Source organism: Streptomyces chilikensis, from assembly GCF_001642695.1.
In the GTDB taxonomy this organism is placed as follows: domain Bacteria; phylum Actinomycetota; class Actinomycetes; order Streptomycetales; family Streptomycetaceae; genus Streptomyces; species Streptomyces chilikensis.
Genome location: NZ_LWCC02000005.1, coordinates 2,890,762 through 2,914,169 on the forward strand (window position 1 = coordinate 2,890,762; position 23,408 = coordinate 2,914,169).

The window sequence follows — 23,408 nt, forward strand, 5'->3', positions numbered from 1 at the left end:
CGGGGCCGCTGCCGGTGATGTGCCCGATCGCTCCCGGCCGGAGTCCTCCGGCCCCGGCCGGACGCCGCCCTGACGGAGCGTCCGGCTCCGCGCCGGCCACCGGCACCGGCCGGCACCCTCCAGCCTGCCGTCGCCCGGACGGCGGGCCGGTCGCACGGTGTGCCGAAAAGGGCGGGGGGTAACTTGGGGTCATCAGCCGACTTCCAGGAGGGCAGGCCGTGGCCGTAGATCTGTCGCAGCTCGTGAAGGCGTACGACGTGCGCGGTGTGGTTCCGGACCAGTGGGACGAGCCCATGGCCGAGCTCTTCGGCGCGGCCTTCGTCGACGTCGTGGGCGCCAGGGCGATCGTCACCGGGCACGACATGCGCCCCTCGTCACCCGGTCTCTCCCGCGCCTTCGCGCGCGGCGCGGCCGCGCGCGGCGCGGACGTCACCGAGATCGGCCTCTGCTCCACCGACCAGCTGTACTACGCGTCCGGCGCGCTCGACCTGCCCGGCGCGATGTTCACCGCCTCGCACAACCCGGCGCAGTACAACGGCATCAAGATGTGCCGCGCGGGCGCCGCGCCGGTCGGCCAGGACACCGGCCTCGCCGAGATCCGCGCCCTGGTCGAGGGCTGGGCCGAGACCGGCGGCATCCCCGAGATCGCCGAGAGGCAGGGCTCGGTCACCCAGCGGGACACCCTCCAGGACTACGCGTCCTACCTGCGGTCCCTGGTCGACCTCACCGGCATCCGCCCGCTGAAGGTCGTGGTCGACGCCGGCAACGGCATGGGCGGCCACACGGTGCCCACGGTGCTCGGCGGCCTCCCGCTGGAGGTCGTCCCCATGTACTTCGAGCTGGACGGCACCTTCCCCAACCACGAGGCCAACCCGCTCGACCCCGCCAACATCGTCGACCTGCAGAAGCGGGTCCGCGAGGAGGGCGCCGACATCGGCCTCGCCTTCGACGGCGACGCCGACCGCTGCTTCGTGGTCGACGAGCGCGGCGAGCCGGTCTCCCCGTCCGCGATCACCGCGCTGGTGGCCTCCCGCGAGCTGGCCAAGCACGGCGGCGAGGGCGTCGTCATCCACAACCTGATCACCTCCTGGTCCGTCCCCGAGGTCGTCGAGGAGTGCGGCGGCACCCCGGTCCGCACCCGCGTCGGCCACTCCTTCATCAAGGCCGAGATGGCGAAGACCGGCGCCATCTTCGGCGGCGAGCACTCCGCCCACTACTACTTCCGCGACTTCTGGAACGCCGACACCGGCATGCTGGCCGCGCTGCACGTCCTCGCCGCGCTCGGCGGGCAGCAGGGCACGCTCTCCGGCCTGGTCGCCCAGTACGACCGGTACGCGGCCTCCGGCGAGATCAACTCCACGGTGGACGACCAGGCCGGCCGCCTCGCCGCGCTCAAGGAGACCTACCGGGGCCGCGAGGACGTCACCCTCGACGAGCTCGACGGCCTCACCGTCACCGCCGCCGACTGGTGGTTCAACGTCCGCCCCTCCAACACCGAGCCGCTGCTCCGCCTCAACGCCGAGGCCCGCGACGAGCCCACCGTGGCCCGCGTCCGCGATGAGGTCCTGGCCGTCATCCGCGGCTGACGCCCGGCTGCCCCGGGAAGGAAGAAAGGACGCATGCGATGAGGGACCCGCTGAACGCGGCGGAGCTGCGCGCGCCGGCCCTCCCCGCGGCAGGGCCGGGGAGGGATCCGGGCGGGCCCGGCCGCGTCGAGGGGCAGGTGCTCCGCGCGGCGGACCCCGCAGCGCGGCCCGCCGGCGGCGCCCCGCCCCCCGAACCCGACCGGGTACGCTGACGTCGCCCGAAAGCCCCACCTCCCGGAGGAAACCATGCCGCTCGAACCCGGCCTCCTCGAGATCCTCGCCTGCCCGGCATGCCACGCTCCCCTCCAGGAGCGGGACGCCGAACTCGTCTGCACCGCCGACGACTGCGCCCTCGCCTACCCCGTCCGCGACGGCATCCCGGTGCTGCTCGTCGACGAGGCCCGCCGCCCCGCCTAGGCACGCCGCCCAGGCGGGACGCGGCCGCACCGCGAACCGACGATCCGACCCGGCTCCGGAGGCCGTCCGCCATGTTCGACGAATCGTTGCTCGACGCCCCCGAGGGCCTGGCCGCCGCGGACCGCCGCGCCCTGCTCCGCGGCGCGGCGGAGGCGGGCGCACGCGTCCGCGTCGCCCTGCGCAACGCGGACGAGGCCGGGGTCCCCGGCCTCCGCCCCGACGGCCGTCCCCGCGCCGTGCTGATCGCCGGCCCGGGCGCCGCCGCCACCCACGCCGCCGACCTCCTGGGCACCCTGGCCGGCCCCGGCAGCCCCGTGACCCGCCTGGCCCCCACCGGCGTCGCCCCCGCACCGGGCGCGCTCCGCTGGGACCTGCCCGGCTGGGCCGGCTCCCTCGACCTCCTCCTGATCGCGACCCCGGACGGCACCGAACCCGGCCTCTCGCTCCTCGCCGAGCAGGCCTACCGCCGCGGCTGCACCGTCGTCGCCGTGGCCCCCCGCCGCAGTCCCCTGGCGGACGCGATCGGCGTCTCCCGCGGCCTCTTCCTGCCCATGGCCGCCGCGGCCCGGCACTCCGGCGACGACGACACCCCGCCGGCCCTGGCCGCCTCCGCGCCCGGCGTCCTGTGGGCGCTGCTCACCCCGCTGCTCGCCCTTCTGGACCGCACCGGCGTGCTGCACGCGCCGCCCGCCGCCCTGGAGAAGGTCGCCGACCGCCTGGACGCCGTCGCCGAGCGCTGCGGCCCCGCCGTGCCCACCTACGGCAACGCCGCCAAGACCCTCGCCGCCGAACTCGCCGACTCCCTGCCGGTCGTCTGGACCGAGGGCGACTCCGCCGGCCCGGCCGGCCGCCGCTTCGCCGCCGCCCTCGCCGAACTCGCCGGCCGCCCCGCCGTCGTCGCCGAACTGCCCGAGGCGATGGACGCGCACGACGCCCTGCTCTCCGGCCCGCTCGCCGGCGGAGCCGACCCGGACGACTTCTTCCGCGACCGCGTCGAGGAACCGGCCGCCCTGCACGCGCGCGTCGTCCTCCTGCGGGACCGCCCCGCCGGCGGCCTCAGCGCGGCCCCCGCCGCCCGCGACCTGGCCCTCGCCCACGACACCCCGGTCAGCGAGCTGGAGCCGCAGGACGGCGAGGAACTCGAGACCCTGGCGGAACTGATCGCCATCACGGATTTCGCCGCCGTTTACCTGGCGCTCGCCTCGGGTGTCTGAGCTGGAGCCGACACACCGCACCCGCCCCGGAACCCCCGGCGCAGGGGACACGCCGAGACATCCGGAGACGAAGGGCATGGACCTCCTCACCAACACCATCCGCCCCTACGCGTGGGGCTCCACCACCGCCATCGCCGAGCTGATCGGCGAGAAGCCCACCGGTGAGCCCCAGGCCGAGATGTGGATGGGAGCCCATCCCGCCGCGCCGTCCTCCACCCCGCGCGGCAGCCTGCCCGACGTCATCGCCGCCGACCCGGACCGCGAACTCGGCGCCCGGACCGTCGCCCGGTTCGGCCCGCGGCTGCCGTTCCTGCTCAAACTGCTCGCCGCCGACCGCCCCCTCTCCCTCCAGGTCCACCCCGACCTCGCGCGGGCCAGGGAGGGCTACGAGGCCGAACAGAGCCTGGGCATCGCCCTGGACGCCCCGCACCGCAACTACAAGGACGCCAACCACAAGCCCGAACTGATCTGCGCCCTCACCGACTTCGAGGGCCTGTGCGGATTCCGCCCGGCGACCGGGACCGCCGACCTGTTCGAGGAGCTCGGCGTCCCCGCGCTCGCGCCGCACGTCGAGGCCCTGCGCACGCTCCCCGAGGAGGAGGCGCTGCGCCAGGTGCTCACCGCCGTCCTCACCGACGACCGGGAGACGACCGCCCGCACCGTCGACGAGACCGCCGCGGCCTGCGAGCGCCTCGGCGGCCGCCACGAGGTCTACGCGCGGATAGCCCGCCACTTCCCCGGCGACCCCGGGGTCCTCGCCTCGATGCTGCTCCACCACGTCCGCCTCTCGCCCGGCGACGCCCTCTACCTGTCGGCCGGCGTCCCGCACGCCTACCTCCGCGGCCTGGGCGTGGAACTGATGTCCACCTCGGACAACGTGCTGCGCTGCGGCCTCACCCCCAAGCACGTCGACGTCCCCGAACTGCTGCGGGTGGTCCGCTTCGAGTCCTGCGGCGCCGACGCCCTGCGCCCGCGCACCCTGCCGGACGGGGAGGAGCTGTACGAGACCCCCGTGGACGAGTTCCGCCTCTCCCGCCACCGGCTCACCGACGGCGCGCCCGTCGTCGACCTGACCCGGCCCGCGCCCCAGGTGCTGCTGTGCACCGAAGGCGGCGTCCGCGTCGGCGAGCTGAAGCTGGCCCCCGGCGCCTCCGTCTTCGTGCCGGCCGGAGAAAGAACCGAAGTGTCCGGGAGCGGGACGCTTTTCCGGGCAACCGTGTCCTGCTGAGAGCCGCTCGGAGGCACGGCTGTCGCCCCGGTGCGGCGGCGGCCTGCAACAATGCCGACGGTCAACGGATGTGACGGCTGAGCAGGAAGGACCACGCGGACTCATGAGCGCGTCAGGCGGAACCAAGGCGATCGTCGCGGCACTGGCCGCGAACCTGGCGATCGCGGTAGCCAAATTCGTGGCGTTCCTCTTCAGCGGTTCGTCGTCGATGCTGGCGGAGAGCGTCCACTCGCTCGCCGACTCCGGCAACCAGGGCCTGCTGCTCGTCGGCGGCAAGAAGGCGAAGCGCGAGGCGACCCCGCAGCACCCCTTCGGCTACGGCCGCGAGCGGTACATCTACGCCTTCCTGGTCTCCATCGTCCTCTTCTCGGTCGGCGGCATGTTCGCCCTCTACGAGGGTTACGAGAAGATCAAGCACCCGCACGAGCTGGAGCACTGGTACTGGCCGGTCGGCGTGCTGGTCTTCGCGATCATCGCCGAGGCGTTCTCCTTCCGCACCGCCATCAAGGAGTCCAACCAGGTCCGCGGCGGGCTCTCCTGGTCGCAGTTCGTGCGCCGCGCCAAGGCCCCGGAGCTCCCGGTCGTCCTGCTGGAGGACCTCGGCGCGCTGGTCGGTCTGATCCTCGCCCTCGGCGGCGTCGGCCTCGCCCTCCTGACCGGTGACGGCGTCTGGGACGGCATCGGCACCCTGTGCATCGGCGTCCTGCTCATCGTCATCGCGATCGTGCTGGCCCTCGAGACGAAGTCGCTGCTGCTCGGCGAGGCCGCCGGCATCGAGGAGGTCCACAAGATCGAGGCCGCCGTGGTCGACGGCGACACCGTGCCCCGCCTGATCCACATGCGCACGCTGCACCTCGGCCCCGAGGAGCTGCTGGTCGCCGCGAAGATCGCGGTCAAGGCCGACTCCAGCGCCGCCGAGATCGCCTCCGCGATCGACGCCGCCGAACAGCGCGTCCGTGCCGCGGTGCCGATCGCCCGCGTGATCTACCTGGAGCCGGACATCTACAGCGAGGCCGCCGCGGCGGCCGGCCCCGACCCCGAGGGGAGAGTAGGACGCCGCCGAACAATTCTTGGGGAAGCCCCGCACCGGTTGGTGCGGGGCTTTCCGCATTTCCGGGTGCGGTGAAAAGCGGAGCAAGAAAAAAGGGGGGTGCCCGACTCGGGCACCCCCCTTTTTTCTTGTCTAGAGCCGTCCAGCTGCCTTGAGCGCGAGGTACGCGTCGGCGAGGGCCGGCGCGAGGTCGTCGGGTGTGGCGTCGACGACGGTGACGCCGTGGCGGCGGAGCTGTTCGGCGACGTGGTGGCGTTCCTGCTGGGCCTGCGCGGCGGAGGCGGCGTCGTAGACGGCCTCGGGCGTGCCGCGGCCCTTGGCCATTTCGGCGACGTGCGGGTCGGCCACCGAGGCGACCAGCAGGGTGTGCTGCTGGGTCAGGCGGCCCAGGACGGGAAGCAGGCCCTGCTCCACGGCGGCCCGGTCGAGAGCCGTGAGGAGGACGATGAGGGCACGTCGCGGCGCTGCCGCGAGGGCGGCGGTGGCCAGGCTCCGGGCGTCGGTCTCCACCAGTTCGGGTTCCAGGTTGGCCATCACGGCGACCAGGGAGGCGAGCAGGTCGTCGGCCGTGTGGCCCTGGACGCGTGCCCGCACGCGGCGGTCGTAGGCGAGGAACCCGACCCGGTCGCCGGCCTTGGAGGCCAGGGCGGCGAGGAGCAGGGCGGCGTCCATGGAGGAGTCCAGCCGGGGCGCGTCGCCGACACGGCCCGCGGAGGTGCGGCCGGTGTCGAGCACCAGGTGGACGTGACGGTCCCGTTCGGGACGCCACGTGCGGACGGCCACGGTCTGCTGCCGGGCGGTGGCCCGCCAGTCGATCGAGCGGGTGTCGTCACCCGGGACGTACTCGCGGAGGCTGTCGAACTCGGTGCCCTCACCGCGGGTGAGGAGGCTGGTGCGGCCGTCCAGCTCGCGCAGGCGGGCCAGTTTGGACGGCAGGTGCTTGCGGCTGTGGAACGGCGGGAGCACCCGCACCCCCCACGGCACGTGGTGGCTGCCTTGACGGGTCCAGAGCCCCAGCGGTCCGTAGGAGCGGATGGTGACCCGGTCCGGGGTGCGGTCGCCGCGGCGGGTGGGGCGCAGGCGGGTCGTGACCCGGCGGCGTTCGCCGGCGGGCACCTCGAGGACGTGCCGTGAGGCGTCGGCCTCGGTGCCCGCCGGCCAGCTGCTGGGCGCCCAGGCGTCCCGCAGGAGGCCGCGGAGGGGGCGCCGGGTCGCGTTGGTGACGGTGAGGGTGACCTCGGCGGTGTCGCCGAGGCGCACCGAGGTGTCGCCGGAGCGGCTCAGGCGCAGGCGCCGGACGGGGGCGGCCAGCGCGAAGTCGCAGGCGCAGGCCGCCGCCAGGGTGCCGTTCACGGCGAGGACACCGGTCCAGCCGGGCTCCAGCAGGCCGACCGGGAGCGAGCCGATGGCCGCCAGCAGGGCGGCCCGTCCGGTGAATCCCATCAGCGTGGCACCGGGACCTGGGCGAGGACGGCGGTGATGACGGAGTCCGCGGTGACGCCCTCCATCTCGGCCTCCGGCCGCAGCTTGACCCGGTGGCGCAGGGTGGGCAGGGCGAGGGCCTTCACGTCGTCGGGGATGACGTAGTCGCGGCCGGTGAGCCAGGCCCAGGCGCGGGCCGTGGCGAGCAGGGCGGTCGCACCGCGCGGGGAGACGCCGAGGGCCAGCGACGGCGACTCCCGGGTGGCGCGGCAGACGTCGACCACGTAGGCGGCTATGTCGGGGGAGACGGTCGTCTTCGCGACGGCGGCGCGGGCGGCCTCGATGTCCGCGGCGGTGGCCACCGGGCGGATGCCGGCGGCGTTCAGGTCGCGCGGGTCGAAGCCGGCGGCGTGCCGGGTGAGGACGCCGATCTCGTCCTGGCGGGACGGCAGCGGAACCGTGAGCTTGAGCAGGAAGCGGTCCAGCTGGGCTTCCGGCAGCGGGTAGGTGCCCTCGTACTCGACGGGGTTCTGGGTCGCCGCGACCAGGAACGGCTCGGGCAGCGGGCGCGGGGTGCCGTCGACGGTGACCTGGCGTTCCTCCATGGCCTCCAGGAGGGAGGACTGGGTCTTGGGAGGGGTGCGGTTGATCTCGTCGGCGAGCATCAGGTTGGTGAAGACCGGGCCCGGCTGGAAGGAGAACTCGGCGTTGCGGGTGTCGTAGACCAGCGAACCGGTGACGTCGGCGGGCATCAGGTCGGGGGTGAACTGGACGCGCTTGGTGTCCAGTTCCAGGGAGGCCGCGAGGGAGCGGACCAGGAGGGTCTTGGCGACGCCGGGGACGCCCTCGAGGAGGACGTGGCCGCGGCAGAGCAGGGCGACGACCAGGCTGGTGACGGCCGGGTCCTGGCCGACGACGGCCTTGCCGATCTCTGCCCGCAGGCTCTCCAGGGCGGCCCGGGGGTCGCCGGTGGCCGCGGTGGTCCCGGCGGTGGACGTGGGCTGCCAGGAGCCGGGGGTGGTGTCAGCGGTCGGGTCCGTCATGGACGGCTTACCTCCCTTTCGAGGGCGTCGAGTCGGTCGGCGAGGGAGACGAGGGCCGCGTCGTCGCCGGGCGGCGGGCCGAAGAGGAGTTCCTGGAGGCCGGCGGCCTGTGCCGGGTCGCCGATGTGGGCGGCCACGGCGGGCAGCAGGGCCTCGGGGGAGTGGGCCCGGGCGGCGGGGACGCCGGTCAGCGGGGCCAGACGCAGACGGGTCGCCGTGCGCAGGGCCTCGGCGGCGCGGTCGCGGGCCTTGGCCGCGTGGTAGAGGCGGGCGCGGCCCTCGGTGGTCTCGGAGGCGCGGACGACCACGGGCAGCCGTTCGGCGACCAGGGGGCCGAAGCGGCGTCCGCGCCACAGGGCGGCGACGGCCGCGGCGAGGAAGAGCTGGAGGGCGGCCCAGAGCCAGCCGGACGGCATCAGGTCGAACAGGCCCTGCTGTTCGTCTCCGGTCGTGGCGGAGGCGTCGGCGAGCGTGGGGATGTACCAGACGAGTTCGGGGCGGGAGCCGAGGAGGTTCAGGGCCAGCGAGGCGTTGCCGTGCTCGTCGAGGCGGTCGTTGACCAGGAAGGTGGGGGCGCCGACGACCACCGTGTCGCCGCCGGGGTTCCCGGGGGTTTCGGTGGGGACGCGGACGAGGGTGGGCAGGCCTTCGTCGGGGTAGCAGGAGTCGGCGTCGTCGGAGGCGACGCGGTAGCGGATGCCGGTGGTCTCCGCGCTGCCGGCCCGTTCGGCGGCGGGCAGGGCGCAGGACGGGCCGGCGGTCTCCGCGAAGGCGGGGGTGGGGTCGGCGGAGACGCCGGGGGCCAGCGCCGGCGTGGAGACGTCCGGGGCGATCAGTACGAGGCGGCCGCCGGTGCCGGTGGTGGCCGCGCGGAGCGCGGTCGTCTGGGTCTCGGTGAGGAGGTCGGGCACGGTGACCACGAGGGTGGTGTCCGGGCCGGCCGCGAGGGCGGCCTCGGCGAGGGTGGTGACCACGCGGGTCTCGACGCCGCGGCCGCGGAGGATCTCGGCGACGGCGCGGGCGCCGTTCGGGCCGGGGGAGCGCGGGTCGAGGGGGCCGTGGTCGTTCGCGCGGGTGGCGGCCAGGGCGATGCCGGCGACGACGAGGGCGACCACGCCGAGCAGGACGCCGCGGCTGCGGATCCACAGGTGCCGTGCGGTGGGTGAGGTGGAGGTGCTCGCGGTGGTGGTCATACGGCGGCTCCCGGGCTGGTCCAGCCGCCGCCCGCCGGGGTGGCGCCGTCGGCGAGCAGCGGCTTGGCCTTCCGCAGGTCCTCGTCGAGGCGGGCGGTGCGCCGGTAGGTGTCCTCGGCGGCGGTGCGGCCGCCGTAGGTGACGTCGTCGAAGTCGTGGGCGGCCGTGCGCAGCCGGTCCGCGTGGCCGGGGAGGACGCGGCCCGCCTCCGCTGCGGCCTCGTCGGCGGTGCGGCCGGGGCGGGCGTCGAGCAGGGCGCGTTCCTCCAGGGAGCGGACCATGGCCCGGGTGCGTTCCTGGACGGCGCGGGACCAGTCGCCGCGGGCGGCCGCATCCTCGGCGGCCTTGCGGTGCTCGGCGGCGCTGCGGGGGCCGTCCGTGAAGAGCGCTTCCTCCGCGGCGGCCTTCGGGCGGCGGCCGGGCAGGCCGACGCGGGCGACGAGCAGGACCAGCACGAGCAGCAGGCCGCCGACGACGATCCACAGACCGGTGTGTCCGCCGGGGGCGGCGGAGGCCGCCCGGTCGAGGAGGTCGGAGACGCCTTCCCAGACCCATTGGAGGGCGCGCTCGAACAGTCCGGGGTCGTCCTGGTGGTAGATGCCCTCGGACAGTTCCCTCTCGGCCTCCTCCCGCGCGGGGTCGCGCGGGAGGGTGACCGGGGGTTCGCCGTCGTCCGACGTGGTGTGTGCGGCGGCCGTCAGGGGTGCGGCCGGAATTCCCCCCGCCCAGCTCACCGCGTCAGCTCCCCGTGCCCGGGGCGGTGCCGGCCGCGCGCGTGAGTTCCAGGTCGAGCGCCTCGCGGCGGATGCGGCGGTCGATGTAGAGGAGCACGGTCACGCCGGCGTTGACGGGCAGGGTGACCGTCGCGGCGAACATGCCGCCGATGCCGGTGAGGACGTAGTAGAGCGGTCCGAGTTCGGACGCCTCGCCGGTGAGGAAGGAGCCCATCGATATGCCGCTCATCGACAGGCCCACGAGTTCGAACGGGAACGCGATGACGAAGGAGACGAAGGCGGTGATCAGGTTGGTGAGCAGCAGGATGCCGAAGACGCGCCACCAGGAGCCCTGCACCAGCTTGCCCGAGCGGGTCAGGGAGCGGACGACCGGCTGCTTCTCGAGGATCAGCGCGGGGGAGGACAGGGACCACCGGGTGTAGATCCAGGCGGCCAGCGCGACGGCGGGGAAGATGCCGAAGAAGATCAGCAGTCCGCCGCCGACGGCGGAGCCGCCGAGTGCCACGAGGATGCCGGGGAGCAGGCAGGCGGTGAAGACGGCCATGACGGTCAGCGGGATCAGCAGCACCAGGGCGAGCAGGCGGAGCGCCTGGGGCTTGGAGCTCTGCCACGCCTGACGCACGGTCGCGGGCCGGCCGAGGACGGCCTGGCTGGTCACCGGGGTGAGCAGCGCGGTCGCCATGGCGTGGCCGATCAGGCCCACCAGCAGCAGCACGAGCGAGGCGAGCATGGACTGCCCCATGAGGGAGGTGTACTCCCTGCCGCCCATGGTGACCGGGTCGGCGTTCAGGGACGCGGTGGTGATGTCGTTCAGCAGGAAGATGCTGAGCAGGACGACGACGGTCTGGGTGATCGCGGCGACGACCAGGGAGATGCCGAGGACCGGGCGCCAGTAGGTGCGCATGGTGGTGACCGCGCCGTCGAGGATCTCCCCGAGGCCGATCGGGCGCAGCGGGATCACGCCGGGCTTGGGCGCGGGGGGCGGTCCCCAGGAGGGTCCGGGCGGTCCGTGGGGGCCGCCGCCGTAGGGGCCACCGCCGTAGGGGCCGCCCTGCTGGGGCGCGCCCGGGTGGGGGGCGCCGGGAGGGCCGGGCTGCGGCGGGACGGCGGGTGGTGGCTGCTGCTTGGACCACTGGGCCCCCGGCTGTCCGCCGCCGGGGTTCTCGGCCGGAGATGATCCGGGCGAGGTCCAGCCCGGAGAGTCGTTCATCGTGGCTCCTTCAGGGTGCTGCCCGCAGATCACGGCGCAGGTCAGGTCATCGTGCCATGTGCACGTCGGCGGGTGGGCGGGGTGGGGACGATCGGGACGGGACCGGGACAGGAGCGGTGCGCGGCGGAGAACGCCTTCTTGGCGGGCCGGATCCGGGGCAGACTGAAGTGCATGGCTGATCACGGCGTGCGACCTGGCGGCAGTGGACGGACCGACGGCATACCCATGATCCCGGCGCTTCGCTGGGAGGAACCTCCTGAGGGGCCCGTGCTGGTGCTCCTCGATCAGACCCGGCTGCCCGCGGAGGAGTCGGAGCTCATCTGCACGGACGCGTCCGCGCTGGTCGCGGCGATCCGTTCGCTGGCGGTGCGCGGGGCTCCGCTGCTGGGCGTCGCGGGCGCGTACGGGGTGGCGCTGGCTGCGGTGCGCGGCTTCGACGTGGAGCAGGCGGCGGCGGCGCTCGCGGGGGCGCGGCCCACCGCGGCCAACCTGTCGGCGGGGGTGCGGCGCGCCAAGGAGGCGTACGACGCGGCGCTGGCGGCGGGTGACGGTCCGGACGTGGCCGCGCGGGCGGCGCTCTCGGCGGCGCGGGCGCTGCACCGGGAGGACGCGGAGGCCTCGACGGCGATGGCGGCGCGCGGTCTGGCGTTGCTGGACGAGCTGCGGCCGGGCGGTGGGCACCGGATCCTGACGCACTGCAACACGGGCGCGCTGGTCTCGGGCGGTGAGGGCACGGCGTTCGCGGTGGCGCTGGCCGCGCACCGGGCGGGCCGGCTGCGCCGGCTGTGGGTGGACGAGACGCGGCCGCTGCTGCAGGGGGCGCGGCTGACCGCGTGGGAGGCGGCGCGGCAGCGGATGGCGTACACGGTGCTCGCCGACGGGGCGGCGGGTTCGCTGTTCGCGGCGGGGGAGGTGGACGCCGTGGTGGTGGGGGCGGACCGGATCGCGGCGGACGGGTCGGTGGCCAACAAGGTGGGGACCTATCCGCTGGCGGTGCTGGCGCGGTACCACCACGTGCCGTTCCTGGTGGTGGCGCCGTGGACGACGGTGGACGTGGGGACGCCGGACGGGGCGTCGGTCGAGCTGGAGCAGCGGGTGGGGCGTGAGGTGACCGAGATCGGCGGCGTGGTGGTGGCTCCGCTGGGGACGCAGGCGTACAACCCGGCGTTCGACGTGACGCCGCCGGAGCTGGTGACCGCGATCGTGACGGAGCGGGGTGTGCTGTCGCCGGTGACGGCGGAGGGGATCGCCGCCCTGGAGGGCGGGGCGTAGGGCCCCGTGGCGCGTGCCGGGAGCCGTCCGCGTACGGTTCCCGGCATGGATCCACGGTCGTGCCGGTGCGGGCGGCGCGGGATCGGCCACACGTGACCTCGCTCACCAAGCGTCCCGGTCACCGTTATCGGAATGGGATGATGTGGTTTATGAAGGGACGAGTCCTTGTCGTCGATGACGACACCGCACTGGCCGAGATGCTCGGAATCGTGCTGCGAGGGGAAGGCTTCGAGCCTGCGTTCGTGGCCGACGGCGACAAGGCGCTGGCCGCTTTCCGGGAGGCGAAGCCCGATCTGGTGCTGCTGGACCTGATGCTGCCCGGCAGGGACGGCATCGAGGTCTGCCGGCAGATCCGGGCGGAGTCCGGTGTGCCGATCGTGATGCTGACCGCGAAGAGCGACACCGTCGACGTGGTCGTGGGGCTGGAGTCCGGCGCCGACGACTACGTGGTCAAGCCGTTCAAGCCGAAGGAGCTGGTGGCCCGCATCCGGGCGCGGCTGCGCAGGTCGGAGGAGCCTGCTCCCGAGCAGCTCACCATCGGCGACCTGGTGATCGACGTGGCCGGGCACTCGGTGAAGCGGGACGGCCAGGCCATCGCGCTGACGCCGCTGGAGTTCGACCTGCTGGTCGCGCTCGCCCGCAAGCCGTGGCAGGTGTTCACCCGTGAGGTGCTGCTGGAGCAGGTGTGGGGCTACCGCCACGCCGCGGACACCCGCCTGGTCAACGTGCACGTGCAGCGTCTGCGTTCGAAGGTCGAGAAGGACCCGGAGCACCCGGAGATCGTGGTGACCGTGCGCGGGGTCGGCTACAAGGCCGGACCGAGCTGACATGCCCGCGGTTCTGCTCGCGGGCGGGTTGCTGCAGGGCGGCGTCCAGGGCAGTCCCGTCCTGAGACTGGTGCTGCGCTGGGTCCGCCGGCCGCTGCTGCCCGTCATACGTCTGTGGCGGCGCAACATCCAGCTCAAGGTGATCGTCACCACGCTGCTGATGTCCCTGGGCGTGGTGCTGCTGCTCGGTTTCGTGGTGATCGGCCAGGTCCGCAACGGTCTGCTCGACGCCAAGGTGAACGCCGCGCAGAGTCAGGCCGTCGGCGGGTTCGCGGCGGCCAAGCAGCGCGCCGACGAGGCGGCCAGCCTGACCTCCGGCGGCGGCGCCGCCGAGGTGGCCGGAGAGGGCCAGGCGGCCGCGCCGAGCCCTGTCCAGTGGATGAACGACCTGGTCGACGCCCTTTCCAGTGGTGGTCAGGGCGCCTTCGACGTGGTGACCTTGCCGGTCGCCGACACCTTCGCCAGCCCGCGGTCCTCGGGTATCGACGCGAACGCGTCGATACCCGAGGCGTTGCGGGAGCGGCTGGTGGGCAGTCCGCTGGCCGCGCAGAGCTACACGCGGGTCGTCTACAAGGACAAGGCGTCCCAGCCGGCGCTGGTCATCGGCAAGCAGATCAACGATCCGGACGGCGAGCCGTACCAGCTGTACTTCCTCTTCCCGCTCACCCAGGAGGAGAAGTCGCTGAGCCTGGTCAAGGGCACGCTGGCGACCGCCGGGGTGTTCGTGGTGGTGCTGCTCGGCGCCATCGCCTGGCTGGTGGTGCGCCAGGTCGTCACCCCGGTGCGGATGGCGGCCGGGGTCGCCGAACGGCTGTCGGCCGGGCGGCTCCAGGAACGGATGAAGGTCACCGGCGAGGACGACATCGCGCGGCTCGGCGAGGCCTTCAACAAGATGGCGCAGAACCTCCAGCTGAAGATCCAGCAGCTGGAGGAGCTGTCGCGGATGCAGCGGCGGTTCGTCTCCGACGTCTCCCACGAGCTGCGCACCCCGCTGACCACGGTGCGGATGGCGGCGGACGTCATCCACGAGGCGCGGGAGGACTTCGATCCGATGACGGCGCGTTCCGCGGAGCTGCTCGCGGACCAGCTCGACCGGTTCGAGTCCCTGCTGGCGGACCTGCTGGAGATCAGCCGGTTCGACGCGGGCGCGGCCGCGCTGGAGGCCGAGCCGACCGACCTGCGCGACGTGGTGCGGCGGGTGGTGGGCGGCGCGGAGCCGCTCGCCGAGCGCAAGGGCACCCGCATCCGGGTGGTCGGCGACCAGCAGCCGGTCGTCGCGGAGGTCGACGCGCGGCGGGTCGAGCGGGTGCTGCGCAACCTGGTCGTCAACGCCGTCGAGCACGGTGAGGGCAAGGACGTCGTGGTGCGGCTCGCCTCGGCGGGCGGCGCGGTCGCCGTCGCCGTCCGTGACTACGGGGTGGGTCTCAAGCCCGGGGAGGCGACCCGGGTGTTCAGCCGGTTCTGGCGGGCCGACCCGGCGCGCGCCCGGACCACCGGTGGTACCGGTCTCGGGCTGTCGATAGCCCTGGAGGACGCCAGGCTGCACGGCGGCTGGCTCCAGGCGTGGGGGGAGCCCGGTGGCGGTTCGCAGTTCCGGCTGACGTTGCCGCGCACCGCGGACGAGCCGCTGCGCGGTTCGCCGATACCGCTGGAGCCGCGTGACTCCCGGCAGTCCCGGCGCGCCCGTGAGGCGGCGCGGGCCGAGCGGCGGGCGGGCGCGGCCGGTGTGACCTCGTCGTCGGCGCAGGGCGGTGGCAGGGCGTCGGTGCCCGTCCAGCCGGTCGGTGACCGGCTGCCGCCGCGGGACGTGCCCGCGGCCCGGCAGCCCGGGCCGGCGGCCGACCCGGCCGCCCTGCCCGGCAGCAGCGCGCGGGTGGTGTCCTGCGCGTCGGTGCCCGCCCAGGCCCGTGGCGCCGGCGCCCGGGACCGGCCGGTGGTCCTGGTGCCCGTGCCCTCGGCGCGGCGGGCGGTCCGGGAGCGGGGGCACGACCCGGCGCGGCGGATCGCCGTCGCCGCGGCCGGGGCACTGAGGCGGTCGGGGACGCCGGCGCGGACCGCGGCGGTGCTGTTGCAGCGGCGGGCGGTGGCCGACCAGACGGAGCTGGACGCCGTGGGGCGGCTGGCCAACCTGGACGGGGCCCTCGGACTGCGGCCCGGAGCGCGGGCGCTGCTCCCGGCGGACGGGCGGCTGCTGGTGGTGGACGACGTGACGACGACCGGTGCCTCCGTCGCCGAGGCGGCGCGGGTGCTGAGAGAGGCCGCCGAAACCAAGGGAACAGGCGTTCCCTTTGCCGCGGCGGTGGTCGCGGCGTCACCAGGATTCTTCGTTTGAAACCGCAACCGATTGAAATTCTTCGAATGCCGGCAGTTGGTTGAAACGGTCAACCGAACCCGTGGTGAGCTGCGGATACGGGCAGGGTTAATTCACCGGAACGGAGGTATGTGGCGTTAACGGGTGACGACATCCTGCCGGGCGAGATATGTTCGGTAGTGAGGGAAAAGGCGCAGGCCATGCCCCTTCTTTCGCAATGTCGAGCCGCGGGATTCCCCGCCCGTCCCGGTTTCCCCGGGATGGATGGCACGCCCGTGGGGGAGGAGGAGGTGGAGTCACCGAGTCCGAGGTTCCGGTGGTGATCCGGAACCTGGTGCGAATGGGAGATGATCCGCCGGTGAGGCGGGCGATCCGGGAACGGAGTTCTGCGTGGACATCGTCGTCAAGGGCCGCAAGACCGAGGTGCCCGAGCGGTTCCGTAAGCACGTGGCCGAGAAGCTGAACCTGGAGAAGATCCAGAAGCTCGACGGCAAGGTGATGAGCCTCGACGTCGAGGTGTCCAAGGAGCACAACCCGCGGCAGGCCGACCGCAAGGACCGCGTCGAGATCACGCTGCGCTCCCGCGGCCCGGTGATCCGTGCGGAGGCGTCCGCCGCCGACCCGTACGCCGCGCTCGACCTGGCTGCGGAGAAGCTGAGCGCGCGGCTGCGCAAGCAGCACGACAAGCGCTACACGCGGCGCGGCGTCGGCAGGGTCTCGGCCGCCGAGGTGGCCAGCCACGTGCCGGACGCCGCGACCCTGGACGCCAACGGCGCGGTGGTGCCGTCCTCCGAGGAGACGGAGGCCGTGCCGACCAAGCGGATCGGGTCCCTGGAGGTCCAGGGCGAGGGGCCGCTGGTGGTCCGCGAGAAGAACCACGTGGCGGCACCGATGAGCCTCGACCAGGCGCTCTACGAGATGGAGTTGGTCGGCCACGACTTCTACCTCTTCGTGGACTCCGACACCAAGGAGCCCAGTGTCGTCTACCGGCGGCACGCCTACGACTACGGCGTGATCCACCTCCGCACCGATCCGATGGTGGCCAACGGCGAGCCCTCCCCCGACGCGGGCGGGACGCTCGGCGGCTGAGCCGTCCGGCGGTGCGGTGGTGCCCCTGGCGGGTGCGTGCGAATGCGCCCTCAGGGGCACCGTTATGCGCCCCCGTGCGACCGGACGCGGCGCTGCGGTCGGCTCATCGCCGGTCCGGGCATGGAATCATGGCCACACGGCCCAACGGGCTGTTCACCGCCGCGTGTTGACCGGCGGCGGGACGGAACAGGCCTCAGCCTCATGGGGGAGGAACGATGGCGGACACCTTCGGACCGATGCGGGACGGGGGGGCCGGCGACAGTACGACCGGCACCGAACCGGCCGCGGACGGAGGGCGCGAGGAGCCCATCCGGGTCCTGGTGGTGGACGACCACGCGCTCTTCCGGCGCGGCCTGGAGATCGTGCTGGCGGCCGAGGAGGACATCCAGGTCGTCGGCGAGGCCGGTGACGGCGCGGAGGCCGTCGACAAGGCCGCCGACCTGCTTCCCGACATCGTCCTGATGGACGTCCGCATGCCGCGCCGGGGCGGCATCGAGGCCTGCACCTCCATCAAGGAGGTCGCCCCCAGCGCCAAGATCATCATGCTGACGATAAGCGACGAGGAGGCCGACCTCTACGACGCGATCAAGGCCGGCGCCACGGGCTACCTCCTCAAGGAGATCTCCACCGACGAGGTGTCCACCGCGATCCGGGCGGTCGCCGACGGGCAGTCCCAGATCAGTCCCTCGATGGCGTCCAAGCTGCTCACCGAGTTCAAGTCGATGATCCAGCGCACCGACGAGCGGCGGCTGGTGCCGGCGCCCAGGCTCACCGACCGTGAGCTGGAGGTCCTCAAGCTGGTCGCCACCGGCATGAACAACCGGGACATCGCCAAGGAGCTCTTCATCTCCGAGAACACCGTGAAGAACCACGTGCGCAACATCCTGGAGAAGCTGCAGCTGCACTCCAGGATGGAGGCCGTGGTCTACGCGATGCGGGAGAAGATCCTCGAGATCCGCTGACCCCGGCGCGGCGCGGCGCGGTGCGGTGCGGGTGCCGGCGCGGGGCGAGCTCCGCCGAGGGGCCCGGTCGCCCGCCCGCGGAGCCCGGCGGGCCCGCCCCGCGGCTCAGGCCGTGAGGGCGGCCAGCTCGGCGACCAGGGCGTCGCGCAGCTCCGGCGGGTCCATCCGCTCCACGCGCACGTCGGAGCAGTCCACCCAGCTCGCCGCCTCGGCCAGCGCCCGGGCCACGTCCGGCACCGCGCGGCGGCTCTCCAGCGTCACCTGCCGGGCCACCAGGGTGCGGCCGCTGCGCGCCGGGTCGACCCGGGCGACCAGTCGCCCGCCCGCCAGCACCGGCATCGCGAAGTAGCCGTACACCCGCTTCGGCCGGGGCACGTACGCCTCCAGCCGGTGGGTGAAGCCGAAGATCCGCTCGGTGCGGGCGCGTTCCCAGATCAGGGAGTCGAACGGCGAGAGCAGCGTGGTGCGGTGGCGGCCGCGCGGTGCGGCGGCCAGCGCCTTTGGGTCCGCCCAGGCGGGGCGGCCGCCCCAGCCCTCCACGGCGACCGGCACCAGGCCCGACCCCTCGATCACCGCGTCGACCTGGTCCCCCCTCAGCCGGTGGTAGTCCGCGATGTCGGAGCGGGTGCCGACGCCCAGGGCGCGGCCGGCCTGCGCGACCAGGCGGCGCACGCACTCGGTGTCGTCCAGGTCGTCGTGGAGCAGGTCGCCGGGGACGGCGCGTTCGGCCAGGTCGTAGACGCGCTTCCAGCCGCGCCGCTCGACGCAGACCACCTCGCCGTACATCAGGGCCCGTTCCACCGCGACCTTGGAGGCGGACCAGTCCCACCACTCGGAGGTGCGCTTGGCGCCGCCGAGCTCGGTGGCGGTCAGCGGCCCCTCGGTCCGCAGCTGCTCGATCACCTGCTCGTAGGAGCCCTGGGGGAGGTCGTGGTTCCAGTGCGGACGGGAGCGGTAGGCGCGGCGGCGGAAGGCGAAGTGTGGCCACTCCTCGACGGGGAGCACGCACGCGGCGTGCGACCAGTACTCGAAGGAGTGGGGGCGGCCGTCGCGGTCCCTGCCCCAGTACGCCGGCTCCACGGCTTTGCGGCCGACGGCGCCCAGGCGGGCGTAGGGGACGAGCTCGTGGGAGCGGGCCAGTACGGAGATGGTGTCCAGCTGGACCGCGCCGAGGTGGCGGAGGACGCCTCGGACGCCGCCGCGGCGGTCGGGGGCGCCCAGCAGCCCTTGGGCCCGCAGGGCGATGCGCCGGGCCTCGTCGGCGGAGAGCTCGGTTACCGGACGAGGGCGAGGACTCTCAGACATGACGGCCATGACGGCACCATAAGGGGCCCCACCGACAGCCGTCCCCGGCCGGACGGATCCGCCGGACGGGCCCGAGACGATCCGCCGGATCGGCCCGAGGCGATCCGCCGGACGGGCCCGAGGGGGTCAGCCGGACAGGTCCGAGGGGATCAGCGAGGCGATCCAGGCGTCCCGGTGGGCGCCCCGGCTGAGGATCGCCCGGCGCAAGGTGCCCTCCCGCACGAAACCGCAGCGGTCGGCGACCGCGCGGGACGCCGTGTTGCCGACCTCGGCGCGCCACTCCACGCGGGCGGCGTCCCGGTCGGTGAGGCCCCAGTGGCACAGGGTGCGGGCCGCCTCGGTCACCAGGCCGCGGCCCCGGTGCTCCTTGACCGACCAGAAGCCGAGCTCCAGGACGCCCGGGCCGCGCCTCATCAGGCCGAGGCACGCGACGAGCGGGCCCTCGGCGCGCCCACCGCGCCCGGCGCCGCCGCCGGCGTCCTTGCCCCCGTCGGCGAGGAACGCCCCGAACGTGTACTCGGTGTCGGCGGCCCAGCCCTGGGGCACGACCTCCCTGACGAACCCGCGCGCGTGCTCCGGCAGGTAGGGCGAGGGCACGGTGGTCCAGCGCTGGATCTCCGGGTCCTGGCAGGCCGCGAACACGGCTCCCGCGTCGGCGGGGCCGAGCGGGCGCAGGACCAGGCGTTCGGTGGTGAGGGTGACCGGCTCCATCGCCCGATTGTGCGGTCCCCGGCGAACGGGTGGCCAGCCGATTTTCGCCCACAGTGATATCGCGGCCCGAGAGGCGGACTTTTCCGGCATACCGGCCACCCCGCGCGGCACTATCGGACGCTCCCGCACGTTGTGTCCTTCCGGGAGCGGCTCTCGGCGGCCCTCCGCCGCGGAGTTCTCCGCTCCACCGGGGCGGAGCCAGACCTCCCGGCGCGGCGGGGTCCTCGCATACGATGGCCGTTGCTCACACGTATTAGGCAGTACCAGCAAGCGACCGTCCCAGGCCCGACCGGCAAGGAGACCAGCCCCCGTGTCCGTCCTCTCGAAGATCATGCGTGCAGGCGAAGGCAAGATCCTGCGCAAACTGCACCGCATCGCGGACCAGGTCAACTCCATCGAAGAGGACTTCGTCAACCTCTCCGACGCCGAGCTGCGCGCCCTCACCGACGAGTACCGCCAGCGGTACCAGGACGGTGAGAGCCTGGACGACCTGCTCCCCGAGGCGTTCGCCACCGTGCGCGAGGCCGCCAAGCGCGTCCTCGGCCAGCGGCACTACGACGTGCAGCTGATGGGTGGCGCCGCCCTCCACCTCGGCTACGTCGCCGAGATGAAGACCGGTGAGGGCAAGACCCTCGTCGGTACCCTGCCCGCCTACCTCAACGCGATCTCCGGCAAGGGCGTCCACTTGATCACGGTGAACGACTACCTGGCCGAGCGCGACTCCGAGATGATGGGCCGGGTCCACAAGTTCTTGGGCCTGACCGTGGGCTGCATCCTGGCGAACATGACGCCGGCCCAGCGCCGCGCGCAGTACGCCTGCGACATCACCTACGGCACCAACAACGAGTTCGGCTTCGACTACCTGCGCGACAACATGGCGTGGTCGAAGGACGAACTGGTCCAGCGCGGCCACAACTTCGCCATCGTCGACGAGGTCGACTCGATCCTCGTCGACGAGGCCCGCACGCCGCTGATCATCTCCGGTCCGGCGGACCAGGCCACCAAGTGGTACGCCGACTTCGCCAAGCTGGTCACCCGCCTCAAGAAGGGCGAGCCGGGCAACCCGCTCAAGGGCGTCTCGGAGACCGGCGACTACGACGTCGACGAGAAGAAGCGCACCGTCGCCATCCACGAGTCCGGTGTCGCCAAGGTCGAGGACTGGCTGGGCATCGACAACCTCTACGAGTCGGTGAACACCCCGCTGGTCGGCTACCTGAACAACGCCATCAAGGCCAAGGAACTCTTCAAGAAGGACAAGGACTACGTCGTCATCGACGGCGAAGTCATGATCGTCGACGAGCACACCGGCCGCATCCTGGCCGGCCGCCGCTACAACGAGGGCATGCACCAGGCGATCGAGGCGAAGGAGGGGGTGCCGATCAAGGACGAGAACCAGACCCTCGCCACGATCACGCTCCAGAACTTCTTCCGCCTCTACGACAAGCTCTCCGGCATGACCGGTACGGCCATGACCGAGGCCGCGGAGTTCCACCAGATCTACAAGCTCGGCGTGGTGCCGATCCCGACCAACCGGCCGATGGTCCGCCAGGACCAGTCGGACCTCATCTACCGCACCGAGGTCGCCAAGTTCGACGCGGTGGTCGACGACATCGCCGAGAAGCACGCCAAGGGCCAGCCGATCCTGGTGGGCACGACCTCGGTCGAGAAGTCCGAGTACCTGTCGCAGCAGCTCTCCAAGCGGGGCGTCCAGCACGAGGTGCTGAACGCCAAGCACCACGAGCGCGAGGCGCAGATCGTCGCCCAGGCCGGCCGCCGCGGCGCGGTGACGGTCGCCACCAACATGGCCGGCCGTGGTACCGACATCAAGCTCGGCGGCAACCCCGAGGACCTCGCCGAGGCCGAGCTGCGGCAGATGGGCCTCGACCCCGAGGAGCACATCGAGGAGTGGGCCGCCGCCCTCCCGGCCGCCATGGAGCGCGCCGAGGCAGCGGTCAAGGCGGAGAAGGAGGAGGTGGAGCGCCTCGGCGGTCTCTACGTCCTCGGCACCGAGCGGCACGAGTCCCGCCGTATCGACAACCAGCTGCGCGGTCGTTCCGGCCGTCAGGGCGACCCGGGCGAGTCCCGCTTCTACCTGTCGCTGGGCGACGACCTGATGCGGCTGTTCAAGGCGCAGATGGTCGAGCGCGTGATGTCCATGGCCAACGTGCCGGACGACGTGCCGATCGAGAACAAGATGGTCACCCGGGCCATCGCCTCCGCGCAGTCGCAGGTCGAGCAGCAGAACTTCGAGGCGCGCAAGAACGTCCTCAAGTACGACGAGGTGCTCAACCGCCAGCGTGAGGTCATCTACGGCGAGCGTCGCCGCGTGCTGGAGGGCGAGGACCTGCAGGAGCAGATCCAGCACTTCATGGACGACACCATCGACGCGTACGTCTCCGCGGAGACCGCCGAGGGCTTCCCGGAGGACTGGGACCTGGACCGCCTGTGGGGCGCGTTCCGCCAGCTGTACCCGGTGAAGGTCACCGTCGAGGAGCTGGAGGAGGCGGCCGGCGAGCGCGCCGGTCTGACCGCCGACTTCATCGCCGAGTCCATCAAGGACGACATCCACGAGCAGTACCAGGCGCGTGAGAAGCAGCTCGGCTCGGAGATCATGCGCGAGCTGGAGCGCCGGGTCGTGCTGTCGGTCCTGGACCGCAAGTGGCGTGAGCACCTCTACGAGATGGACTACCTCCAGGAGGGCATCGGCCTGCGGGCGATGGCGCAGAAGGACCCGCTGGTCGAGTACCAGCGCGAGGGCTTCGACATGTTCACCGCCATGATGGAGGGCATCAAGGAGGAGTCCGTCGGCTACCTGTTCAACCTGGAGGTCCAGGTCGAGCAGCAGGTCGAGGAGGTCCCGGTCTCCGACGAGGCGCCGTCGCTGTCCAAGGAGGACGCGGTTCCGGCGGGCGCCCGCCCGGAGATCCGCGCCAAGGGCCTGGAGGCGCCGCAGCGGCCGGACCGGCTGCACTTCTCGGCGCCGACGGTGGACGGCGAGGGCGGTGTCGTCGAGAGCGACTTCACCAGCGACGGCGAGCCGGTGCGGTCCTCCGCGGACGGCCTGACCCGCGCCGAGCGCCGCAAGCAGGCCAAGTCCTCGGGGCGCCGCCGCAAGAAGTGACGGCCGCGGGGCCGGTGACGGCCCGGTGGTGAGACGGCGGGGGCCGGGCGCGAGCAGCGCCCGGCCCCTTTCGCGTTTCCCGTTCCGGCACGCGGCCACCGGGCGGTGGCTATTCTGCCGTGCATGACAAAACGGGGGTGTGCCTCCGGTCCGCGGCCGGGTGCACCGCGGTGGGGGCGGCCGGTCCGGCGAAGGTCCGGCGGGAGGCCGTTCGGCCGTCGTCCGCCCGACGCGTCATGACGGGCGGCGGGGTGCGGCTGGTGGGGGCGTGGCGGGCCGGCGTGTGGCTGTCGTGCCTGCTGGCGGTGGTGGCGGGTGCGTTCGTGTGGACCCGGCAGCTCAACGGGATGCCGCTGGTGGGGCTCGACATCGCGTACGTGACGGACGACGTGCGCGGCGCGGTGCATCCGGTGGCCCACGAGTACGTCGGGCACTTCGCCGGGCTGGTGGAGTGCGTGTTCCTGGTGGGGCTGACCGTGGGGGTGCGCGGTCCGCGGGCGCGCTTCGTCGCCGGGGGCGTGCTGCTGCTGGTGGCCGCCGTCCTGGTGGCGGTGGGCCTGCGGACGCTCGGGGACGTCCCGCCGTACCTGGACCCGTCGCGGACGGCGGCCGGCCGGTTCGCCGCGGCGGTGGTGTTCGCGCTGGCGCTGCTGGCCCTGTGCGGGGCCGTGGCGCTGGCGCGCCGGTGGTTCGTCTTCCACGACGGCTTCGT

General features: G+C 73.3%; 19 protein-coding genes. 12 read left to right on the forward strand and 7 right to left on the reverse strand.

Annotated elements, in window-relative coordinates; all coding sequences use genetic code 11:
- Window positions 1-218 precede the first annotated feature (218 nt).
- The 5 genes from A2U95_RS12955 to A2U95_RS12975 all read left to right on the forward strand — a co-directional run bounded on the left by A2U95_RS12955 (window position 219) and on the right by A2U95_RS12975 (window position 5,571).
- Window positions 219-1,586, forward strand: a complete 1,368-nt coding sequence (locus tag A2U95_RS12955; RefSeq protein ID WP_166022271.1) for a phosphomannomutase/phosphoglucomutase — start codon at window positions 219-221, stop codon at window positions 1,584-1,586.
- Window positions 1,587-1,832: 246 nt separating this feature from the next.
- Window positions 1,833-2,003, forward strand: coding sequence for a Trm112 family protein (locus tag A2U95_RS12960; protein WP_166022272.1), 171 nt, complete (start codon window positions 1,833-1,835; stop codon window positions 2,001-2,003).
- 71 nt (window positions 2,004-2,074) lie between these two features.
- Complete coding sequence (locus tag A2U95_RS12965) at window positions 2,075-3,217, forward strand: SIS domain-containing protein (RefSeq protein ID WP_166022273.1); 1,143 nt, start codon at window positions 2,075-2,077, stop codon at window positions 3,215-3,217.
- A gap of 76 nt (window positions 3,218-3,293) precedes the next feature.
- Window positions 3,294-4,445, forward strand: coding sequence for a mannose-6-phosphate isomerase, class I (manA, locus tag A2U95_RS12970; RefSeq protein WP_166022274.1), 1,152 nt, complete (start codon window positions 3,294-3,296; stop codon window positions 4,443-4,445).
- Between the two features lie 103 nt (window positions 4,446-4,548).
- A complete protein-coding gene (locus A2U95_RS12975; RefSeq protein ID WP_166022275.1) occupies window positions 4,549-5,571 on the forward strand; it encodes a cation diffusion facilitator family transporter in 1,023 nt (340 codons plus the stop codon).
- Between the two features lie 57 nt (window positions 5,572-5,628).
- Here A2U95_RS12975 and A2U95_RS12980 read toward each other — a convergent pair whose 3' ends face one another.
- From A2U95_RS12980 to A2U95_RS13000, 5 genes are read right to left on the reverse strand one after another with little or no spacing between them, the layout of a single operon-like run.
- Window positions 5,629-6,939 carry a DUF58 domain-containing protein gene (locus A2U95_RS12980; RefSeq protein WP_166022276.1) on the reverse strand — a complete coding sequence of 437 codons (1,311 nt, stop codon included), beginning with the start codon at window positions 6,937-6,939 and terminating at the stop codon, window positions 5,629-5,631.
- Window positions 6,939-7,961, reverse strand: coding sequence for an AAA family ATPase (locus A2U95_RS12985; RefSeq protein ID WP_166022277.1), 1,023 nt, complete (start codon window positions 7,959-7,961; stop codon window positions 6,939-6,941). The genes A2U95_RS12980 and A2U95_RS12985 overlap by 1 nt, the downstream gene beginning before the upstream one ends.
- Complete coding sequence (locus A2U95_RS12990) at window positions 7,958-9,154, reverse strand: DUF4350 domain-containing protein (RefSeq protein WP_166022278.1); 1,197 nt, start codon at window positions 9,152-9,154, stop codon at window positions 7,958-7,960. The genes A2U95_RS12985 and A2U95_RS12990 overlap by 4 nt, the downstream gene beginning before the upstream one ends.
- The gene (locus A2U95_RS12995; RefSeq protein ID WP_166022279.1) at window positions 9,151-9,888 is read right to left on the reverse strand and encodes a DUF4129 domain-containing protein; all 738 of its coding nucleotides are present in this window, start codon (window positions 9,886-9,888) and stop codon (window positions 9,151-9,153) included. Before A2U95_RS12995 ends, A2U95_RS12990 begins: the two co-directional genes overlap by 4 nt.
- A gap of 4 nt (window positions 9,889-9,892) precedes the next feature.
- Window positions 9,893-11,098 (reverse strand): hypothetical protein, encoded by a 1,206-nt coding sequence (locus tag A2U95_RS13000; protein ID WP_166022280.1) that lies wholly within the window; start codon window positions 11,096-11,098, stop codon window positions 9,893-9,895.
- 171 nt (window positions 11,099-11,269) lie between these two features.
- On the opposite strand from A2U95_RS13000, the gene mtnA reads away from it, so the two are divergent.
- The 5 genes from mtnA to A2U95_RS13025 all read left to right on the forward strand — a co-directional run bounded on the left by mtnA (window position 11,270) and on the right by A2U95_RS13025 (window position 17,559).
- Window positions 11,270-12,370 (forward strand): S-methyl-5-thioribose-1-phosphate isomerase, encoded by a 1,101-nt coding sequence (gene mtnA / locus A2U95_RS13005; protein WP_240957301.1) that lies wholly within the window; start codon window positions 11,270-11,272, stop codon window positions 12,368-12,370.
- A 137-nt stretch (window positions 12,371-12,507) separates the two neighbouring features.
- Complete coding sequence (mtrA, locus tag A2U95_RS13010) at window positions 12,508-13,197, forward strand: two-component system response regulator MtrA (RefSeq protein ID WP_277350888.1); 690 nt, start codon at window positions 12,508-12,510, stop codon at window positions 13,195-13,197.
- 1 nt (window position 13,198) lies between these two features.
- Window positions 13,199-15,529: an MtrAB system histidine kinase MtrB gene (mtrB, locus tag A2U95_RS13015; protein ID WP_166022281.1), complete on the forward strand. Its 2,331-nt coding sequence runs from the start codon at window positions 13,199-13,201 to the stop codon at window positions 15,527-15,529.
- Between the two features lie 369 nt (window positions 15,530-15,898).
- Entirely contained in the window at window positions 15,899-16,597 is a 699-nt protein-coding gene (gene hpf, locus A2U95_RS13020; RefSeq protein WP_166022282.1) for a ribosome hibernation-promoting factor, HPF/YfiA family, read from the forward strand.
- Window positions 16,598-16,812: 215 nt separating this feature from the next.
- Entirely contained in the window at window positions 16,813-17,559 is a 747-nt protein-coding gene (locus A2U95_RS13025) for a response regulator (RefSeq protein ID WP_166022283.1), read from the forward strand.
- Between the two features lie 105 nt (window positions 17,560-17,664).
- On the opposite strand, the gene A2U95_RS13030 is transcribed toward A2U95_RS13025, so the two are convergent.
- A complete protein-coding gene (locus A2U95_RS13030; RefSeq protein WP_240957302.1) occupies window positions 17,665-18,873 on the reverse strand; it encodes a winged helix-turn-helix domain-containing protein in 1,209 nt (402 codons plus the stop codon).
- 117 nt (window positions 18,874-18,990) lie between these two features.
- Window positions 18,991-19,575: a GNAT family N-acetyltransferase gene (locus A2U95_RS13035; RefSeq protein WP_166022284.1), complete on the reverse strand. Its 585-nt coding sequence runs from the start codon at window positions 19,573-19,575 to the stop codon at window positions 18,991-18,993.
- Between the two features lie 310 nt (window positions 19,576-19,885).
- On the opposite strand from A2U95_RS13035, the gene secA reads away from it, so the two are divergent.
- Both secA and A2U95_RS13045 read left to right on the forward strand, forming a co-directional pair.
- Window positions 19,886-22,696, forward strand: a complete 2,811-nt coding sequence (gene secA / locus A2U95_RS13040; protein WP_166022285.1) for a preprotein translocase subunit SecA — start codon at window positions 19,886-19,888, stop codon at window positions 22,694-22,696.
- A gap of 236 nt (window positions 22,697-22,932) precedes the next feature.
- The coding region (locus A2U95_RS13045; RefSeq protein WP_166022286.1) for a hypothetical protein at window positions 22,933-23,408 on the forward strand (476 nt) is incomplete at its 3' end.

Excerpts from the sequence above, each read along its gene's own strand:
- A2U95_RS13025 (WP_166022283.1), top strand. The coding sequence starts at position 16,813 with ATGGCGGACACCTTCGGACCGATGCGGGACGGGGGGGCCGGCGACAGT.
- A2U95_RS12985 (WP_166022277.1), bottom strand. The coding sequence starts at position 7,961 with ATGACGGACCCGACCGCTGACACCACCCCCGGCTCCTGGCAGCCCACG.
- A2U95_RS12960 (WP_166022272.1), top strand. The coding sequence starts at position 1,833 with ATGCCGCTCGAACCCGGCCTCCTCGAGATCCTCGCCTGCCCGGCATGC.
- mtrA (WP_277350888.1), top strand. The coding sequence starts at position 12,508 with ATGATGTGGTTTATGAAGGGACGAGTCCTTGTCGTCGATGACGACACC.
- A2U95_RS12990 (WP_166022278.1), bottom strand. The coding sequence starts at position 9,154 with ATGACCACCACCGCGAGCACCTCCACCTCACCCACCGCACGGCACCTG.
- mtnA (WP_240957301.1), top strand. The coding sequence starts at position 11,270 with ATGGCTGATCACGGCGTGCGACCTGGCGGCAGTGGACGGACCGACGGC.
- A2U95_RS13030 (WP_240957302.1), bottom strand. The coding sequence starts at position 18,873 with ATGGCCGTCATGTCTGAGAGTCCTCGCCCTCGTCCGGTAACCGAGCTC.
- mtrB (WP_166022281.1), top strand. The coding sequence starts at position 13,199 with ATGCCCGCGGTTCTGCTCGCGGGCGGGTTGCTGCAGGGCGGCGTCCAG.
- A2U95_RS12980 (WP_166022276.1), bottom strand. The coding sequence starts at position 6,939 with ATGGGATTCACCGGACGGGCCGCCCTGCTGGCGGCCATCGGCTCGCTC.
- A2U95_RS13000 (WP_166022280.1), bottom strand. The coding sequence starts at position 11,098 with ATGAACGACTCTCCGGGCTGGACCTCGCCCGGATCATCTCCGGCCGAG.
- A2U95_RS13035 (WP_166022284.1), bottom strand. The coding sequence starts at position 19,575 with ATGGAGCCGGTCACCCTCACCACCGAACGCCTGGTCCTGCGCCCGCTC.
- manA (WP_166022274.1), top strand. The coding sequence starts at position 3,294 with ATGGACCTCCTCACCAACACCATCCGCCCCTACGCGTGGGGCTCCACC.
- A2U95_RS12975 (WP_166022275.1), top strand. The coding sequence starts at position 4,549 with ATGAGCGCGTCAGGCGGAACCAAGGCGATCGTCGCGGCACTGGCCGCG.
- A2U95_RS12965 (WP_166022273.1), top strand. The coding sequence starts at position 2,075 with ATGTTCGACGAATCGTTGCTCGACGCCCCCGAGGGCCTGGCCGCCGCG.